The following is an 18,715-nucleotide window of genomic DNA, read 5'->3' as shown; positions in this document are numbered from 1 at the left end:
TCCTCTACAACGCAGAATTAGTTGGTTTTACTAATTTGTTGTGTCTTTTTAGCGACTAACATATAAAAAACAGGCGTAAACAACAAGCCAAAGATAGTCACACCAATCATGCCAGAGAAAACCGCAATACCCATAGTTTCACGCATTTCACTGCCGGCACCACTTGCTAACACTAAGGGTACAACACCAGCAGTAAACGCGATTGATGTCATTAGAATAGGGCGAAGTCTTAAGCGACAAGCTTCTATAATTGCATCTAATGTTGATTGACCCGCATCCGTTTTCTCTTTGGCAAATTCGACCATCAATATGGCGTTCTTACAGGCAAGTGCGACCAATACAATTAAGGCGATTTGGGTAAAGATGTTGTTATCTCCGCCAACGAGCCAAACACCCACTAATGCACTTAAAATAGTCATAGGGACAATCAAAATGATGGCTAATGGCAAACGCAAACTCTCATATTGAGAAGCCAGTACCATGAAGACCAAAACAACAACTAACGGAAATACGTAAACCATTGTATTGCCAGCCAGGATTTGTTGGTAGGTTACTTCAGTCCACTCGTATTCCATGCCTTCTTCTAGGGTTGCAGCTAGAACACGTTCGATGGCTCGCTGTGCTTGATCAGAAGAATATCCAGGTGCAGGAGAGCCATTCAGTTCCGCTGATGGATAACCGTTGTAGTGCATCACACGGTCTGGGCCTGTTGTTGGAGTCACCGTCAATACACTACCTAGTGGGACCATTTCGCCGCGAGCGTTTCTGACTTTGTATTGTAAGATTTGATCTGGGTCCAGGCGGAATTCAGCGTCAGCTTGTGCCGTTACTTGGTAGGTACGGCCAAACAGATTGAAGTCGTTCACGTATACTGAGCCTAAGTAAATTTGTAAGGCATCAAAGACTTCACTTAATGGAATTCCTTGAGTCAACGCTTGTTCACGGTCAATTTCAATATCCATTTGTGGCACTTGAATACGGAAACTTGAGTATAAACCGGTTAATTCTGGTTCTTTGTATGCGTTACCAATTACGGCTTGTAAGTTATTAAACAACGCCTCGAAACCTAGGTTGGCTCTGTCTTCAATTTGCAACTTAAAGCCACCCGTTGTGCCCAAACCTTGAATTGGCGGAGGTGGGAAGACGGCAACAAATGCTTCATCGATACCATAAAACGCGCCATTGAGTTGTCCAGCGATAGCCATAGCAGATAACGCAGGGTTGGTACGATTTTCAAAGTCATCTAAAGTAACAAAAACAATACCGCTGTTTGGACTGTTGGTAAAACCATTCACCGACAAGCCTGGAAAAGAAACGGTATGTTTGACGCCTGGAGTATTCAGAGCAATTTGTTCCATTTCTTTAACAACGCTCTCTGTTCTGTCTAAGCTTGAAGCGTCAGGTAACTGAGCAATAGCAACTAAGTATTGTTTGTCTTGTTGTGGAATAAAGCCACCCGGGATGTCATCAAACAACTTAGACGTAAGAAGTAAAAGCCCAGCATACAGCACCATTACGATTGCAGAGAAGCGGATCAGTCGTTTTACGAACTTCACGTAACTTGCAGAGGCCTTTTCAAACATATTATTGAATGGCGTGAACAACCAGCGACCAAATACTTTGTTTAACAAACGCGTTGGTGCATCTGGCTTGCTACCATGAGGCTTCAATAAAATAGCCGACAAGGCTGGCGATAAGGTCAGAGAGTTAAGTGCCGAAATTAAAGTCGAAATTGTAATCGTTAAAGCAAACTGTTTATAAAATTGGCCAGATAGTCCCGTGATAAAGGCTGTAGGAATAAATACGGCACACAACACTAGCGCAATGGCAATGATAGGGCCTGTTACTTCCGTCATCGCCTGCTTGGTTGCATCAAAAGGCGACAAGCCATTTTCAATGTTCCGCTCAACGTTTTCTACAACAACGATGGCATCATCGACAACAATACCTATGGCAAGGACTAGACCAAACAAGGACAAGGTGTTAATCGATACACCTAACCATTGCATGGCTGCAAAAGTACCAACCAATGAAACGGGTACAGCAATTAATGGGATGATAGATGCGCGCCACGTTTGTAAAAACAGGATAACAACGATAACAACCAACAAAATGGCTTCTAAAAGAGTAGCGATTACCGCATCAATAGAGCCGCGTACGAAAATGGTTGGGTCATAGACGATGTCGTATTCAACGCCTTGTGGAAAACGTTGAGATAAATCAGCCATAACACTGCGGACATCATCAGATAATTGAATCGCATTAGAACCTGGGCGTTGGAAGATAGGTAATGCTACCGCTGGCTGACCGTCTAACATGGCACGAAGTGAATAAGTGTTTTGGCCTAGCTCAACTCTACCTATGTCTTTTAGACGAGTTATTTGACCTTGTTCGCCAACTTTGATGACGATGTCATTAAACTCTTCAATGTTATCTAGGCGACCTTTTACATTGAGCAATACTTGGAATTGATTATCCAAAGTGGTTGGTTGTGAGCCCAAAGATCCTGCTGCTACTTGACGGTTTTGACTTCTCACGGCTGCAACTACATCTGATGCCGTAAGTTTGTGTTCGGCAAGTTGATCTGGGTTTAACCACAAACGCAATGAATATTGGCCGCCACCAAAGACCCTTACATCACCAACCGCACCTAAGCGAGCTAAATTGTCTTTTACATAAATGTCCGCGTAATTAGATAAGTAACTAATATCGTGTGTTTTTTCAGGCGAGAACAAATGAACAACAAGCGCCAAGTCAGGAGAAGACTTTTCAGCGACCACACCTAACCTTTGCACTTCTTGTGGCAATCTTGGCAAAGCGCTGTTAACCCGGTTTTGAACTTGTACCTGAGCTCTGTCTAAGTCAGTACCAAGAGCGAAGGTGACCGTTAGGGTTAAGCGACCATCACTGGTTGCTTGAGAAAACATGTATAACATATTTTCAACACCATTTATTTCTTGCTCGAGAGGTGTCGCAACTGTTTCAGCAATGACTTTAGGGTTTGCACCTGGGTAAGCCGCGTTTACCACTACAGTAGGTGGCACCACTTCTGGGTATTCGCTAACAGGAAGCTGTGTCAATGAGATACCACCAGCGATTAGGATCACTAGGGATAGCATGACCGCAAATATCGGTCTATTGATAAAAAAGTGAGAAAACTTCATTATTACTTAGCACCCATAACGTTTTGAGATTGGCCTGCTGTATTTTTGTTTAGTTGCTTTTTGAATTCACTGACTAATAGAGACTTTGGTAATTCAAGTTCAACTTCTCTTGGTGTGATTGTCATGCCAGGACCTACTTTTGCAGGACCATTGACCAAGATCTTAGCACCAGCTACTAAGCCAGACTCAATGATGCGGTATTCACCGATACGTTTACCTGTTTGGACAGGTGTATAGGCTATCGTGTTGTCTTCATTTAGGGTCAAGATGAATTTGTTCTTTAAGTCTGTACCGATGGCACGATCTGGTACTAACACTTGGAGTTCAAACTCAGAAGGTGCAATAGATACACGGGCGAATGAACCCGGAGTTAGTTGGTTGTCTTCGTTTGGGAATCGTGCGCGAACGGTCAAGGTACCTGTGTTTGGATTAATCGCATTATCAACAAAATCCAACGTACCAAAGGTTGCCGCTTCATTGTGGCCTAACAATTCTAATCTAACTGGTAAGCCTTGTACTTTGCCTAGTTGTGCAAACTTACTGTTCCAAGTACGTTCATCAATATCGAAATAGGCGTACATATTGTCGGTAGCAACAATAGAGGTAAGCACAGTGTCATTGACACGGACAGTGTTACCTTTAGTTATATTGGCTTTAGAAATACGGCCAGAAATTGGCGCTTTAATTGTTGCGAAGTCTAAGTTTAGCTTAGCAATGTTCAGCGACGCTGAAATAGAACTAACGTCCGCTTGCCTTTGTGCAAATGTAGCACGTCGGGCTTCGGTTTCTTCTGCAGAAATTGCGCTGGTTTGGCTTAGGGACTTAGCACGGTTAAATTCACTTTTGGCTTGCTGTAAAGCCGCTTTAGCACGTGTTAAGTGTGCTTCTAGGCTTGTCACTTCAGCTTCAAACGAACGCAAATCTAGAACGAATAACGGGTCGCCTTCTGTGACGATTGACCCTTCAATAAAATTAACTTCATCTATAATGCCAGAAACGCGAGGACGTAAATTAACGATCTCAGGTGCTTGAAGTCGAGTCGTAAAGGTATACCAGTCGGTTATCTCCATCTGATTCACACTTGCCACGTCAATCGGTGGCGGCGGTGGAGTTTGTGCTTGTGCGGATGCTTGTGGTTCTGAGCAGCCAATGATTGCACTCAGTGCTACACTTACGAGGCCTAACGGTAATAACTTTTTCATATGATTCTCCTATATTGCGGTGCACTATAAACTCATTTATCACTAACAAAAATGCTCGAATTGGCATATTATTAGTGCTTAAATTGCACCAATAGGGTTTGTAATGGATTTCGCTAGTCGCTTATTACTTTTATTAGAGGTAAAAGAGTTAGGTACTTTTGCTAAAGTATCTGAATACAGAAACGTAGACCGTTCGGTTATTTCAAAGCAGATTGCTAGGCTTGAAGATGAACTGGGCGTGAGAGTGCTTAATAGAACGACACGCTCATTATCATTAACCGCGGCAGGTAATGAGATAATAGCTCAGGCAGTGGCGCTGCGTACCTTGCTTAATGAAACTAAACGTTTAGCTCAAAACTATCACAGTGAACCAAAGGGTAAGCTAAAGATCACAAGCGCGAGTCAATTTGGCCGAATGTATGTGCAACCAGCCATTATTGAGTTTCAGCGTCGTTTTCCGCAACTGGACGTAGAGCTTCGCTTAGATGACCGAGTTGTCGATATGGTGGGTGAGGGTTATGACATTGGGTTTAGGTTTGGTGACCCTAAAGACTCTACGTTAATAGCACGTAAGTTAGCAAGAAATCGCCTTGCAATAGTTGCGTCACCGGAATTTATCGAAAGGTACGGTATGCCTAAAACTATTGATGAACTGAAGTCATTACCATGTGCCGTATACGCTAATGATGGATTAGTTACAGATACACTTCATTATACAAACGAGCACGGTCAAGTTGCCTCGTTCGATCTAAATCCTACTTTTAAAGTCAATGACACCGAAATGCTAGTTAGTGCTGCTGAGTCTGGGAATGTATTTTCTGTTATCTCAGCGGCGATGTTGAATAACCAAATATTAGAAGGAAAGCTTATTCCTATTCTTACTGATGTGGCGTTGGCAGATTTTGGAGCTTTGTACGCCGTTTATCCTCATCGAGATTCGCCAATCAAAACACGACTTTTCCTAGAAGCAATGAAAGAAGTGATTGGTTCACGTGTTCCAGTTTGGGAAGCGCTTATACCTAACTTTGAAACCTTGTATGGGAACGCTTCTAAACCACAACCGGCACTTTTATAACTGCTAAGATTATACATTGTCGCAGCAAACACGAAACTAAGGCTTACTAACGGTCGTACAACAATAGCAGAAGCTAAATACAAAGGGCGATTTATGAAAAAACAAACACCACCTTCCAAAGCAGAGCTAAAGGATAAACTAACCGAAGAGCAATTTTATGTAACTCAATTAAAAGGCACTGAACGTCCCTTTACTGGTGAGTTGTTAGATGAACAACGCAAAGGCATATATGCTTGTGTCTGTTGTAACCAAGAGTTGTTTTATTCAAACCAAAAGTTTGAGTCACATTGTGGTTGGCCCTCATTCGATGAATGCCACGCTGGCGCTATTGACTATATCCACGACAACAGTCATGGAATGCAACGAATTGAAATAGTATGTTCAAATTGTGAGGCTCACCTTGGACATGTCTTTGACGATGGACCAACAAACACTGGTAAGCGTTACTGTGTTAATTCGGCGTCACTTACATTTAGTGTGAACAAATCGGGTTGATATAACGCCCAAAAGTGCTTTGTTTCTTAGGTTTGAGGCCTTAATTTATCCAGACTCTACAATCGCCAATGCATTTTCTGTAAGTCTTTTTGTATTATTACATTTAAACTTTCATTTTATTAGTTTACAATGCCGCTGTTTCGATCGGAATGACTCTGATCTTGGATTAATTTTTGAAAGTGGAAGGGTAGAGGTAATGACACTAACTCCAGAACAGCAATATCAAAAAAGTTGGTTAGAAAGACAAGATTTTGCAGACAAAATGCAACCAATCGTAGGTAGTTTATACCGTAACCATGGCGTCGAAATTTGTGTTTATGGTCGTCCTTTAATTTCTGCTTCTACAATCGATATTATCAAAGCACACAAAACAGTAACTAAGTACGAAGGCCAAAAACTTCGTTTACGTGAAAGCTTTGAGTTTTTAGAATTAATCGCATCAATGGATCTCAAACCAGCCAAAATTGACTTAGGTAAATTGGCTTACGGTTACCTTTATAAAAACGCTGGTGAAGGTCTATCAAAACAAGAATACCTAGAGAAAGAATTAGAAACCATTGCTGGTGGTACTGGAAAAGAGCCGCAAGACGTTGTCCTTTATGGTTTTGGTCGTATTGGTCGTCTATTGGCTCGTTTGTTAATTGAGCGCAACGGTCCAAACGCTAACCTACGCCTTCGTGCAATTGTTGTTCGTGGCGGTAAAGATGGCGATTTAGAAAAGCGTGCGAGTTTATTACGTCGTGACTCTGTACACGGTCCATTCAATGGCAGCATTACTGTTGATAATGAAACTAATGTTATCAAGGCAAATGGTTCATACATCCAAGTTATTTATGCAAACTCTCCAGATAGCATTGACTACACACAATACGGTATTAACAACGCGCTAATCGTAGATAACACGGGTATTTGGAAAGATGAAGATGGCTTAGGTTTACACCTTAAATCTAAAGGTACGTCTAAAGTTCTTCTTACTGCACCAGCTGGTGGCAATATTAAGAACATTGTATACGGCGTTAACGAAGGCGACATCAATGCTGACGATAAGATTGTTTGTGCGGCAAGTTGTACAACTAACGCGATTACGCCTGTTCTTAAAGCGATCAACGATAAGTTTGGTATTGCAAATGGTCACGTTGAGACAGTTCACTCGTATACCAATGACCAAAACCTAATCGACAACTTCCACAAAGCAGAGCGTCGTGGTCGTTCAGCTGCACTAAACATGGTATTGACATCAACCGGTGCCGCCAAAGCAGTATCTAAAGCACTACCAGAGTTAACAGGTAAACTGACAGGTAACGCAATCCGTGTTCCAACTCCAAATGTATCTATGGCCATCATGAACTTGAACCTTGATACAAGCACGACAAGAGACGAATTAAATGACTTCTTGTTAGATGTTGCACTTCACTCAGAACTAAAAGATCAAGTCGACTTCACAAGCTCAACAGAGATTGTTTCAACTGACTTAGTTGGTAGTCGTTATGCCGGTGTTGTTGACTCACAAGCAACTATCGTTGAAGACAACCGCACAGTGTTATACGTATGGTATGACAACGAGTTTGGTTACAGCTGTCAGGTAGTACGCGTTATGCAAGACATGGCAGGTATTGAATACCCAACTCTTCCAGCTTAATCATTCTAGACTCCTTTCTAAAGCCGAAGTTTTTGACTTCGGCTTTTTTATTACCTGTAGTCCCTGCGAAAAACGGCATCTTTGACTAATCTTATAAGTACAAAAGTTTGAGTCACAGGTAGCTATATTGTTAAGAAGCATTAAAGGGTCTTTGGCGACCTACACAATATCAACATTTTTAGTCATGGCAGTGGCGATTATATCCTTATCCATTTTTGAGCATGAGAGGCTTTATAAACAGGCGGTGACTCAAGATTTAAATGCGTTATCTATAAACATGTCTAATGACTTAGTACCGATGATGGCAAACGGTAATAATGATATTGAACTGGTAACGAGGATGTTAACTCTCGACAGCTATGAAAATATCATGGTAGGCGCAATATATGATCGCGACTGGTCGCTCTCTCAGCTTTACGTTGGGAAAGCAAGTTCTGTAAATAAAGAAAACCCATTGGTTCACATTCCGAACAACATCAAAAACTTTGCTATGGGAATGCATTTCACTAAAGACAGCTTGATTTCAATTCAGCGTATTGGTGACAGAAGTTTTCCTCTTGGTTACCTAATTATTATCAAAGATGCTCGCGCAGCACTAACCGAAAGTAATATAAGCCTGTTAAAAAATCTCGTTCCTATCGTAATTGGTATTCTATGTGTTGTCGTTTACTTTCTTATTCGGTTGCAAAGTGATCTGCTTATACCATTAACACGGCTGGCTGATTTAGCAAATTTTGTAAAAGACAACAAAGACTATAGCGTTCGGTTCAATGTAGGTGGTAAAGAGGAAGTAAAACTACTGAGTGAAGACTTCAACAACATGATGGAAACGATTGAGGACGAAACAACAAAAAATCAAAAAATAACATTACGGCTTAAAGATCAACAAAGACAGATGGAGCGTCTTGCCAACTTTGACCCACTGACAGGTCTACCCAACCGGCAGTTTTTTATGGAATCGTTGAGAATAGAACTCGATAGAGCCCAAAGAGAAGGACAAAATTTGGCGCTGATGTACATGGACCTCGATGGTTTTAAGGAAGTGAATGATTCTTATGGCCATGATATCGGCGATGGCCTCTTAACTCAGATCACAAAGAGAATAAAAGCACATACGCGTCAAGGAGACATATTAGCGCGTCTTGGCGGTGATGAGTTTTTACTTTTGTTATATAACTCACCAGAACCCATTTTGTTACAGGAAATCGCGAGTCGTATAGTAGAAAGCGTTGAACAACCAGTGCATGTGAACGGATGGGAGGTAGAAGTTACTATTAGTATCGGGATTTCAGAAGCGAGAGAAGCGAAGTATAAAATATCCAACTTTATGGCCAATGCCGATATAGCGATGTATCGTTCAAAACAGGCGGGTAAAGGTTGCCATACTTCGTTTCTTCCAGAGATGATGGAAGATAACAGACGTAAGTTAGCAATAGCGAGTGCCATAGTGCCGGGATTAAGTGATGGTGAGTTTAAGGTCTATTATCAAGCAAAAGTCGATAAACATGGGCAAGTAGTAGGCTTTGAAGCACTTGTTCGTTGGTTGGGCAGCAAATTAGGTTTTGTTTCTCCAGCAGAGTTTATTCCAATTGCTGAAGCGACAGGGCGAATTGTCTATATTACGGAGTGGGTTATTAATCAAACGTTTAACGATATTGAAAAGTTAAAGCAGCAATTTGGGAATGGTACAAAGGTTTCAATAAACCTATCTGCTACTGATATTAAAAGAGTAGAACTACTAAGTTTTATAGAAGATTGTTATGAAAAGTATAATATCTCGCCAAAAAACACTGAGTTTGAGGTGACAGAATCATCCTACCTCGAAAATTTTAATGAAGCAGATACGTTTTTGAAAAAGCTAAATGCACTGGGCGCGAGCATTGCATTAGACGATTTTGGGACGGGTTATTCCTCTCTTGGTTATCTTACCAAAATGCCCATTAATACACTTAAAATTGACAAGCAGTTTATTGACGAACTTGAGATCAACGAGCGAAGTACGTTAATTACGACAACGATTATAAAACTCGCCAGACAACTTAATTTGTCAATTTGTGCAGAAGGCGTAGAAACAGCTCGTCAATCGAGCTATTTATTTAATAGGGATTGTGACCAAATTCAGGGATATTACTTTAGTAAGCCTCAACCAATCGATGAAATACAACTAACAAATGTATCGACAAATACATTTGGGGGAGAGGATAAAGAAACCCAAAAACAAGCATAATTTATCTAAACAAAACCAAAATTTCCATCAGGGCTACCAGTTGACGTTCATAATGTATGTTTACTAGTTTTTAACCGGCTCATAGACAACTTTTAAGCCTTCAGGAATATCTGCATCAACAGGTAAATAACCGACTGAGTTCGGTGTTTTAATTAAGTACTCAATAAGTGAAAGTTGATCTTGAACTTCAATAGGCGGCTTTTTACGCCCCGTAAACCGCATTTGTGCCCAATATGACTGTACGCGTGTTTCGGTTAACCCCAAAACCTTGGTATTAAAAACAACTCTAGCAGGGTTATTAGCGGGAAGTGCGATAGGTTTTAGGTCGTCAACCACTACGCCACCCATAAATAGGGATTTTACCTCTTGTCTGGTGAGGCTAACTTCGCTATCAACATTGGCAACAACAATTACCTCATCAGTACGCGCATTAACCGCATTTAGGTTTATCGTAAGCGCAAGTAAAGATGTTGTAGTTAATATTTGTTTAATGACTTTTTTCATTAGAACACCCACGTCACACCAAACTGTACAAGCGTAGCGCTACGATCAAAACTGTCGTCACTAATTTCAAAAAAGCTTCTTTTATTTTCGTCTCCATCTAAGAAAGTGATATCACCTTTTAGCGCAATGTTTGGTTTTAGATCCCATCTAACACCAACCGAAATACTTTTTAAGCTGTCTTCGTCCAAGCTATTGAAAACGCCTTGATAGGCAAAAGCTAATGCATCTAGTTGCGGGTCAACTCCTATGGGAATCTCCGATATAGGCTCATTAAATTTGGCTGAACTATGTGCGTAAGTTAAGTGATAAGTAAAGGGGTATTGATATAGTCCTGCGCTAATGTAGTAAGCTCTCAAATCTGGGACAGTCAAGAAGTTAGGAGCGACTCTAGTCCATTCTGAACGGACGAAGTTGTATGGGGTTTCGTAGTTAGCGCTGGCTTGGTAAAACTCTAGCTGACCATCGATCTCGAGACTTTGAGCGCTTTTGACAAAACCATTGAGTGCTAAGACTTGCGCGAATTGTTCAATTTGAGGAAGGGCTACTTTCACGTCACCCTGGTGATAAGATGCCCTAAACGTAAAATCAGAAACGGAAACATTGGCTATTAGCCCGGATAACCCATCAACCTCTACATCAACTCGTTCTTCACCAATGTAATAATCATCATCAAATGAGCCCCAGTATGCTTCAAAGTTCAGTGCCATTGTTTTGCTTGGCAAGTCATAACGAACAAATGCACCTTCAAAACTTCTAAAAAGGTAGAAGTTATAAACTTGTTGTGGAAGCGTGATCCAGGGGTAAGTAAAACCGACGTCAGTACTGTCACTATAGTTAAAAAATGGCGTCTTATGTCGGCCTAGACGAACTTGCCAGCGCTTTGATGGAGTGATATTTAAAAAAAGCCACTCAATGCCTGATTGCTTAACGTCAGACGTATATCCAACGGCCTGACCAGAGGCGGCAAACGTATCGTTAAATATATAGTCGGCCTGAATTCCAATTAAGGTTTCTTGATCAAAAGAAAAGGAGTCTGAATATCCATGATATTTAGCTTGGTCAGTGTTTAAATGACCACCTATAACCTGACCAAACCCTGAAAAACTAAAGTCTGGTTCAGTTTCAGAGAGTGCATTCGTAGATCCTATTAACGAAATAAGGCATACAATTCCAACTAAATTTGGTCGCTTAATCAAAAACACTCAAAATTCCTCACTTTTAACTTTCGTAAAAAGTATAGACATCAATTTGTATTTATCTTGTCGAAAGGAAATGTTTTTTATCAAAATGCCTACTTTTCTTTAGTTAAATCATTAGGTTCTTTATTAACGCGATAAAACGTTATAAAAACGGCACTCTGATTAATAAAAGTTCTAAGGAAAAGCCTTAAAATATAGGGGAATCCCTGATATTGTAGCTCCTCATTTAGAAGTCGGGTGAGGTGTAAGATGACTCGTAATATTGCTAGTATAATTTCTATATTTATTGCTGTCTCTTTGACAACGGTTTTGGTGCAATTGTCATTAGCTCCATCGCCGATTTTTGCGGCCTCTCTCATCGCAACTGTGCCTGTAGTTTGTTTTTTTGTCAGTATTGTTGTGTGTTTAGTGTGGTTCCAAAAGTCATCAAATGATTAAAAATCTATCCCTACAAGTTGTTTTCTTTTTTGTTTTATTTCATTTGATCAGTTGGTTTAGAGAGTTAAGCCTTTTAGATACAAACCAAAGTGCACCTAATTTTAATTTAGCGGTAGTTAACCCGGTTTCAAAGCATAATTCACTGCATAACGAAAAACCTGCCTTATCAGGAATTAACGTCGTGCCGTCAAACTATTTTGTCAATAAGGCGGGCCTTAAAGACGCTACAAACCCAAAAGCTAACAACGCTTTAACAACTTTGTCGTTAAACGAGCTAAAAGGCAAACCCAGTATTCTTTATTTCTGGGCTCCTTGGTGCTCGGTGTGCCGTGTTTCTATGCCAAACCTAGAATCTTTTCATAAAGACAACGCTGATAAAATTAACGTTGTAAGTATCGCCCTTAGTTATGAGACACCTGCAGAAGTGGCTCAGTTTGTTGCAGATAAACAACTTACTTTACCAACCTTGCTGGGAAACTCGCAAACTTCTCAGGACTTCTTGATTCAAGGGTTTCCTACTTATTATGTCCTTGATGAAAATGGCGTGATACAGGCTAAGTCGATGGGTTATAGCTCGGAAGTTGGATTAATGGTCCGAACGCTTACTTTGTAAACAAAGATCCGTTGATCCATCGGAAAACAAAGGTAAATACTGGCTAGACTCGGAATTTCTGTGATAACCTCTAAGTAATAATAAGAGATGGATCCGAAAATATGAGAATCACAAGCAATTTCGACAGCGGCAACATTGAAGTCGTTGACCTATCCTCAAAATCAAATATTCAACTAAACATTAAAAAAGATCACCAGTCTGATTTTTACCAGTGGTTTCACTTTAAGCTTGAAACTACTGCAGGTGAAGAGCACACATTACGCATTGTAAATGCGAAAACTGCCGCTTATCCAGAAGGGTGGGAAAACTACCAGGCTATGGCGTCATACGATCGTGAAACTTGGTTCCGTGTGCCGACTGAATACCGCGACGGTGAATTGATCATCAATCACATTCCAGAGTTTGATAATGTCTTTTATTCGTACTTTGTGCCTTATTCGTACGAACGCCACTTAGATTTGATTCATCAATCACAACTCAACCCTGAAACACAATTAATAACGCTAGGTGAAACGCTTGACGGTCGTGACATTTCGTTACTGCAAATCGGTCAGCCATCCGCTGACAAAAAAGTCATTTGGATCACAGCACGTCAACACCCAGGCGAGAGCATGGCGGAGTGGTATGTTGAAGGCCTACTAAACCGTTTATTTGATGGTGATGACGCAACGGCACGATTATTACTGCAAAAAGCGGTGTTTTATGTTGTACCAAACATGAACCCAGATGGTTCTGTTCGTGGTCACTTAAGAACAAACGCCGTAGGTACCAACCTTAACCGTGAATGGTTAGAGCCAAGTCTAGAGAAAAGCCCAGAAGTGTATTACGTCACAAAAATGATGCACGAAACGGGTGTTGATATGTTCCTAGACATTCACGGCGACGAAGCAATTCCATACAACTTTGTTGCAGGCTGTGAAGGTATCAAAAGTTATGATGAGCGTCACAAAGGTCTAGAAGAAGCCTTTAAAGCAGCATACGCGGCAGCGACTCCAGAGTTCCAAGATGTTTACGGTTATCCAAAAGACGAACCGGGCCAAGCACTACCTACCGTTGGCGCTGCTTGGGTTGGCGAAACGTTTAAATGTTTGTCTTACACCGTTGAAATGCCATTTAAGGATCACAACGACGCACCAGATGAAGTCTACGGATGGAACGATGTCCGATCGGCAAAATTTGGAGCTGATGCATTGACTGCCGTTTTAGCAGTAGTGGATCAATTGCGCTAAAAAATTAAGAAAAAGGGCAGTAGGCCCTTTTTTTCTTAACGTACCCATAAAAATAAAAACGATAATTAACTAATAACAATATTTAAAAAGGAATATCCAGTGAACTCGCTTAATGATTTGCTCTTGTTTCTTGATAGCCTACTAGGAAGCTCACCGTGGTTCCCTTATGTGCTATTGGGCGTGGGCGTATTTTTCACCATATATCTAAAGTTTCCACAAATCCGTTATTTCAAGCACGCTTGGCGTGTTCTGACGGGTAAATATGACAAGAAAGACGCGGAAGGTGATACTAACCACTTCCAAGCGTTATCAACGGCACTATCAGGTACTGTTGGTACTGGTAACATAGGTGGTGTTGCACTAGCACTGTCAATCGGTGGTCCAGCAGCACTATTTTGGATGTGGATGACGGCTTTCTTTGGTATGACAACAAAATTTGTTGAGGTAACGTTATCTCACAAATACCGTGTTAAAGCTGAAGACGGTACAATGTCTGGTGGTCCGATGTACTACATGGACCGTCGCTTAAATATGAAATGGTTAGCGGTACTTTTTGCTGTTGCAACCGTAATCAGCTCATTTGGTACAGGTAGCTTACCGCAAATTAACAACATCGCTCAGTCAATGAATGACTCGTTTGGTATTGAGCACATGGTAACAGGTGGCGTATTAGCTATCTTGTTAGCGATGGTAATCCTAGGTGGTATTAAGCGCATTGCGTACATCACATCACGTGTTGTACCTCTAATGGCCGCTTTATACATCATTGGTGCATTAGGCGTTATCTTCTACAACATCGAAAACCTAGTTCCTTCATTTGTTTCTGTTTTTGCTGATGCATTCACAGGTTCGGCGGCAACGGGTGGTTTCGTTGGTGCAGCATTTGCGTATGCATTCACTAAGGGTGTTAACCGTGGCTTATTCTCGAACGAAGCGGGTCAAGGTTCTGCGCCAATTGCTCACGCAGCAGCTAAAGCAAAAGAGCCGGTATCAGAAGGTATGGTTTCAATTCTTGAACCGTTCATCGATACCATCATCATCTGTACACTTACAGGTATGGTTATCTTGTCTTCTGGTGCATGGCATGAGAAACACGAAAACGAATTCCAACGTTCTGACATGATCATTCTTGCTGGTGAATATCAACAAGAAAATGAAGATCAGTTTAAGGAAGTGGCAGCATATTTAAATGAAATGCCAAACGACGCTGAGCTTTATCAAGGTGAGATCATCGTTAAAGAAGGTAAGGCGGTAAGTGATGGTTTCACTATCATTAACTCACGTTCATTCGCTGAGAACGTCGTGTTCTTACTACCAGGTGAACACGCTTATAACGGCACATTAAACATCGTAGACGGTCAGCTTAAGAATCAAGAAATTGTTGTTAAAGGTGACTCACTGATCCACTCAGCGTCTCTGACTACAGAAGCGTTTACACGTGGTTACTTCGGTGAGTCAGGCAAATACATAGTAACGATTGGTTTATTGTTATTTGCTTTCTCAACTGCGATTGCATGGAGTTACTATGGTGACCGTGCGATGACCTACTTGTTGGGTGCACGTTCAGTAATGCCTTATCGCGTTATCTATGTTGCAGGTTTCTTCTGGGCATCGTTCGCGGATACGTCATTAATTTGGACGTTGGCAGCGGTGGCTATCGTTGTGATGACGCTACCTAACTTGCTAGGTATTATGTTACTTCGCAAGGAAATGAAAGAAACCGTTGATGAATACTGGGTAAACTTCGAAAAGGAACACAAAAAAGAAGGTTAACCGTATTAATTATTGATTAAAATCGATAAACTTCATAAGAGCACGTCAGGCAACTTTCGTGCTCTTATTTGTTTTAGCGGATTCAATCCCAAATACACTCGCTTATTTGGTAAAGAGGTAACCATGGCAATCATCAAATGCCCACAGTGCAACAAATCAATTTCGGATAAAAGTAAAGAATGCTCACATTGCGGTTTAGATATGGAAAACCTAAGTGAAGAGAAGCTTCACTCGATGAGCAGAATCAAATCCCTTAAGCACAATCAAAACCTTCAAACCTATCAATTTTTGGCAATGATTTTGTTCCTTGCCGGCTGTTTTTCAGTATACAAAATCGAAGACACCGAATCTCCTCAGTATTTAGCTGCACAGGCGTCTGTTGTTATAGGTTTTATTTGGTACATCGTTAATCGATTTATCATTATTTGGGCCAAAAGAAGTAAATCTTAATTTAAGTTCACGGCGCTTAACGCGGTGAGTCAGAGGTAGTTATGAGTTTAGATAAGTTATTAGCCAGCGTTACACCAGAAGTGTACGAAAACTTAAAGTTTGCAGTCGAAACGGGCAAGTGGCAAAACGGCCAAAAGCTAACAGATAAACAAAGAGAAGACTCTTTACAATTGGTGTTGGCTTATCAATCCAAAATTGAGAAATCAACGGAGCATTTCACCGTAGGAGCTGATGGTGAAATGGTGATGAAATCAAAGCGCGAACTCAAAAAAGAGTTTTTAAGAGAAACGGACATCGCTAGGTTCAACGAAGATGATATTTAAGAAGTTATTTTCTAAAAATAAAGCACAAAAGTGGCAAAGTGAAAAAGAAAGTGAGCGAATTCAGGCGATTGCAGAGCTAGATTCGCATTCTGTTGACGACAAAAAGACCTTACACGAACTGGCCTTTAACGATGCAGTTGCTAACGTTCGTTGGCAAGCATTAGTAAAATTAAATGACTTTGGCTTGTTTTGGCAGGCATTTAAACAAGATGCCGACAATGGCATCCGTAAAAAAGCGCAATCTCAGCTTGCGACTTTTATCACAGAACCGTCATCCACTTTGGCTTTAGCAGAGAAAATTACTTTTATAGAACAAAGCGCGCCACCAAGCTTGTTGGGGACTTGGTTTAACGATATCAATGAAGAAAAGCTGTTACAGCCTTTACTTAAAAAGGTGAACAAAGACAGCCTTTCAGCAGAAGCGCTAATCAACAAAGTACTTTCACAAGAGTTTGCCAAGCAATTGGTCGATAGTCTTGAAGATAAAAAACTATTAAAAAAAGTTGCCAAACATGCAGCGCCAAAAATCGCAGAGCTTGCGAGTAATGAATTAGAAAGCCGACTGCAGCAAGAGCAACGCCCAGTGGAATTGGAGCAAGAGTTGCGTTTAGTATTGGCCCAATTGAAAGCACTCAAAGAACAAAATGACTACGCAAAATTAACGGCGTCAATTGAGACACTGGCCCAGCAATGGAGCACGTTAAGTAAAGAGTTTTCAACTTTAGATGACAGCTTAGTCTCAGAGTTTGATGGTAAGTATCAGTTATTCACAAAAGATTTAACTGCAAAACAAGACTCCCTAAAAGCTGACTTTAACGCACGTAAAGCACAAGAAGAAAAAGTCGAACGAAAAGCAGCTCAAAAACGTGAAGCTAAAGCGTGTATTGAGCAATACAGACACGCTTTAAATCAAAAGGTTGAACTGGCAATTGCGAATTTGACAGAAAATTTAGAGAAAAAAGAATCGTCAGAAACCGATCAAATAACAGAAGTTGATTCGGATAAAGCAATTTCAACAATAAGCCAACTTATAGAAACGACTGAGTCAGAGGTGGCTGAATTAGAGAAAATGGCTGCAGAGTCAGTTTCACTGCTTGACGCGGCTGATCAATCAAAACTTACAAAAGAATTACAAGGCTTGAAAGTTGATTGGGAAACGTTCAAAGAAAGTACCGCACAGGTAGTCTTAGTTGCAACACACGTATCAAAGCTAAACCAATTAGAATTGAACACGACAGCTTGGATAGATGCGTACAACGAATTCAAAACACAGAAAAGTCAGATTAAGTCTTCGTCATTTAATAGAGAAGCTTTGTCGCTTGCCTTAGCACAAAGTGATTTTGATTTTAAAGAACAGGCGAGCAAGGTAGAACAGCAACAAAAACAAACATTTCGTTTCATCAGCAATCGCTTAAAAGACTTACCAGATTTAATAAATCAAGGCCGTTTTAACGATGCACTCGGTTTATATCGAAAGCTAGAGCGTAACTTTGACTCGCTTGATACGAGTAATAAAGCGCGACTGCAAGATCGTTGGCAAAATGCGACTAACGACATTGAAAAGTTAGTTGAATTACAAACCGCGATCACAGAGCCGAAGGTTAAAGAATTAATTGAGCGTGCTCAATCACTTGCAGAACAACCTATCGCCGATCTTACCGAACAAGCGTATCGCATTAAGGTACTTCGCAAGGATTGGAACAGCCTAAGAGTAGATACAGAACGCTACAAGGCAGAAGTTGATAGCTTTAACGAGCTATTAGAAAAAGCCTTTGAACCGTGCCGCGAGTTTTACAGCGAGCAAGAAAAAGAACGTGCCGACAATTTAGCGTTGCAAAATACGGTATTGGCGCAACTGTCAGAGTTATTACAGCAACTTCAACAATCCAAAAATATTGCTTGGAAAGAAGTGGAAAAGCTTTTTGCACAGTTACAAAAGAATTGGTCTGCTATCGGCTTAATTGATAAAGACAAAGTCCAATTTCAAAATAAGCAATATCAGGCGTTATACCGAGATATAAAGGCATTAATCACTGCCGAGCATTTTGCTAATAAAGAGGCCAAACAAAAGCTTATCGACAAAGCTGAGCAAACCGTTAGTTCACAAGAAGTCTCAAATTCAGACAAAGTCGCTTCGCTCAAGCAACTACAAAACGAATGGAAGCAATTAGGTTTTGCTGGTCCAAAGGCTGATAATTCACTTTGGCGTAAGTTTAGAGGCATTAACGACTCGTTTTTTAATGGATTATCCAAGCAGCGTGATGAAGAAAAACAAGCATCAAATGAACAAGCTCAAGTCATTAACTCTTTCTTGACCCAACTAGCGAAAGATTTGACCGACGCTAACACTTTTGCCGAAGTAAAAGATCTAGAGTCTAAACTGG

Annotated in this window: 14 protein-coding genes; 10 read left to right on the top strand and 4 right to left on the bottom strand. The window is 40.8% G+C overall.

Annotated elements, in window-relative coordinates; translation table 11 throughout:
• Nucleotides 1–17 precede the first annotated feature (17 nt).
• Entirely contained in the window at nt 18–3,164 is a 3,147-nt protein-coding gene (locus tag AC4E96_RS10185; protein ID WP_490255741.1) for an efflux RND transporter permease subunit, read from the bottom strand.
• Nucleotides 3,165–3,166: 2 nt separating this feature from the next.
• Complete coding sequence (locus AC4E96_RS10180) at nt 3,167–4,366, bottom strand: efflux RND transporter periplasmic adaptor subunit (RefSeq protein WP_490255740.1); 1,200 nt, start codon at nt 4,364–4,366, stop codon at nt 3,167–3,169.
• A gap of 103 nt (nt 4,367–4,469) precedes the next feature.
• On the opposite strand from AC4E96_RS10180, the gene AC4E96_RS10175 reads away from it, so the two are divergent.
• The 4 genes from AC4E96_RS10175 to AC4E96_RS10160 all read left to right on the top strand — a co-directional run bounded on the left by AC4E96_RS10175 (nt 4,470) and on the right by AC4E96_RS10160 (nt 9,802).
• Complete coding sequence (locus AC4E96_RS10175) at nt 4,470–5,441, top strand: LysR family transcriptional regulator (RefSeq protein ID WP_488033970.1); 972 nt, start codon at nt 4,470–4,472, stop codon at nt 5,439–5,441.
• A 93-nt stretch (nt 5,442–5,534) separates the two neighbouring features.
• A complete protein-coding gene (msrB, locus tag AC4E96_RS10170) occupies nt 5,535–5,936 on the top strand; it encodes a peptide-methionine (R)-S-oxide reductase MsrB (RefSeq protein WP_490255739.1) in 402 nt (133 codons plus the stop codon).
• A 196-nt stretch (nt 5,937–6,132) separates the two neighbouring features.
• Complete coding sequence (locus tag AC4E96_RS10165) at nt 6,133–7,575, top strand: glyceraldehyde-3-phosphate dehydrogenase (protein ID WP_488033968.1); 1,443 nt, start codon at nt 6,133–6,135, stop codon at nt 7,573–7,575.
• A 127-nt stretch (nt 7,576–7,702) separates the two neighbouring features.
• The gene (locus AC4E96_RS10160) at nt 7,703–9,802 is read left to right on the top strand and encodes an EAL domain-containing protein (RefSeq protein WP_490255738.1); all 2,100 of its coding nucleotides are present in this window, start codon (nt 7,703–7,705) and stop codon (nt 9,800–9,802) included.
• Nucleotides 9,803–9,865: 63 nt separating this feature from the next.
• Here AC4E96_RS10160 and AC4E96_RS10155 read toward each other — a convergent pair whose 3' ends face one another.
• Nucleotides 9,866–10,306 (bottom strand): hypothetical protein, encoded by a 441-nt coding sequence (locus AC4E96_RS10155; RefSeq protein WP_490255737.1) that lies wholly within the window; start codon nt 10,304–10,306, stop codon nt 9,866–9,868.
• Nucleotides 10,306–11,508: a hypothetical protein gene (locus AC4E96_RS10150; protein WP_490255736.1), complete on the bottom strand. Its 1,203-nt coding sequence runs from the start codon at nt 11,506–11,508 to the stop codon at nt 10,306–10,308. Before AC4E96_RS10150 ends, AC4E96_RS10155 begins: the two co-directional genes overlap by 1 nt.
• A gap of 427 nt (nt 11,509–11,935) precedes the next feature.
• On the opposite strand from AC4E96_RS10150, the gene AC4E96_RS10145 reads away from it, so the two are divergent.
• The 6 genes from AC4E96_RS10145 to AC4E96_RS10120 form a co-directional block, all read left to right on the top strand.
• Nucleotides 11,936–12,556 (top strand): TlpA family protein disulfide reductase, encoded by a 621-nt coding sequence (locus tag AC4E96_RS10145; RefSeq protein WP_490255735.1) that lies wholly within the window; start codon nt 11,936–11,938, stop codon nt 12,554–12,556.
• 101 nt (nt 12,557–12,657) lie between these two features.
• Entirely contained in the window at nt 12,658–13,785 is a 1,128-nt protein-coding gene (locus AC4E96_RS10140; RefSeq protein ID WP_490255734.1) for a M14 family metallopeptidase, read from the top strand.
• Between the two features lie 99 nt (nt 13,786–13,884).
• Nucleotides 13,885–15,558: an alanine/glycine:cation symporter family protein gene (locus AC4E96_RS10135; RefSeq protein WP_488033962.1), complete on the top strand. Its 1,674-nt coding sequence runs from the start codon at nt 13,885–13,887 to the stop codon at nt 15,556–15,558.
• Nucleotides 15,559–15,681: 123 nt separating this feature from the next.
• Nucleotides 15,682–16,008, top strand: a complete 327-nt coding sequence (locus AC4E96_RS10130) for a zinc ribbon domain-containing protein (RefSeq protein WP_488033961.1) — start codon at nt 15,682–15,684, stop codon at nt 16,006–16,008.
• A gap of 41 nt (nt 16,009–16,049) precedes the next feature.
• The gene (locus AC4E96_RS10125; RefSeq protein WP_488033960.1) at nt 16,050–16,331 is read left to right on the top strand and encodes a YeaC family protein; all 282 of its coding nucleotides are present in this window, start codon (nt 16,050–16,052) and stop codon (nt 16,329–16,331) included.
• A partial coding sequence (locus AC4E96_RS10120; protein ID WP_490255733.1) for a DUF349 domain-containing protein occupies nt 16,321–18,715 on the top strand: 2,395 nt, incomplete at its 3' end. The genes AC4E96_RS10125 and AC4E96_RS10120, both read left to right, overlap by 11 nt.

This window comes from Psychrosphaera sp., assembly GCF_982872775.1.
The sequence above is the reverse complement of the archived record's forward strand: the minus strand, read 5'-3'. Positions and strand labels throughout refer to the sequence as shown.

Bases quoted from the DNA above. Each gene is read 5' to 3' on its own strand.
- AC4E96_RS10185 (WP_490255741.1), bottom strand. From the start codon at position 3,164: ATGAAGTTTTCTCACTTTTTTATCAATAGACCGATATTTGCGGTCATG.
- AC4E96_RS10180 (WP_490255740.1), bottom strand. From the start codon at position 4,366: ATGAAAAAGTTATTACCGTTAGGCCTCGTAAGTGTAGCACTGAGTGCA.
- AC4E96_RS10175 (WP_488033970.1), top strand. From the start codon at position 4,470: ATGGATTTCGCTAGTCGCTTATTACTTTTATTAGAGGTAAAAGAGTTA.
- msrB (WP_490255739.1), top strand. From the start codon at position 5,535: ATGAAAAAACAAACACCACCTTCCAAAGCAGAGCTAAAGGATAAACTA.
- AC4E96_RS10165 (WP_488033968.1), top strand. From the start codon at position 6,133: ATGACACTAACTCCAGAACAGCAATATCAAAAAAGTTGGTTAGAAAGA.
- AC4E96_RS10155 (WP_490255737.1), bottom strand. From the start codon at position 10,306: ATGAAAAAAGTCATTAAACAAATATTAACTACAACATCTTTACTTGCG.
- AC4E96_RS10145 (WP_490255735.1), top strand. From the start codon at position 11,936: ATGATTAAAAATCTATCCCTACAAGTTGTTTTCTTTTTTGTTTTATTT.
- AC4E96_RS10140 (WP_490255734.1), top strand. From the start codon at position 12,658: ATGAGAATCACAAGCAATTTCGACAGCGGCAACATTGAAGTCGTTGAC.
- AC4E96_RS10130 (WP_488033961.1), top strand. From the start codon at position 15,682: ATGGCAATCATCAAATGCCCACAGTGCAACAAATCAATTTCGGATAAA.
- AC4E96_RS10125 (WP_488033960.1), top strand. From the start codon at position 16,050: ATGAGTTTAGATAAGTTATTAGCCAGCGTTACACCAGAAGTGTACGAA.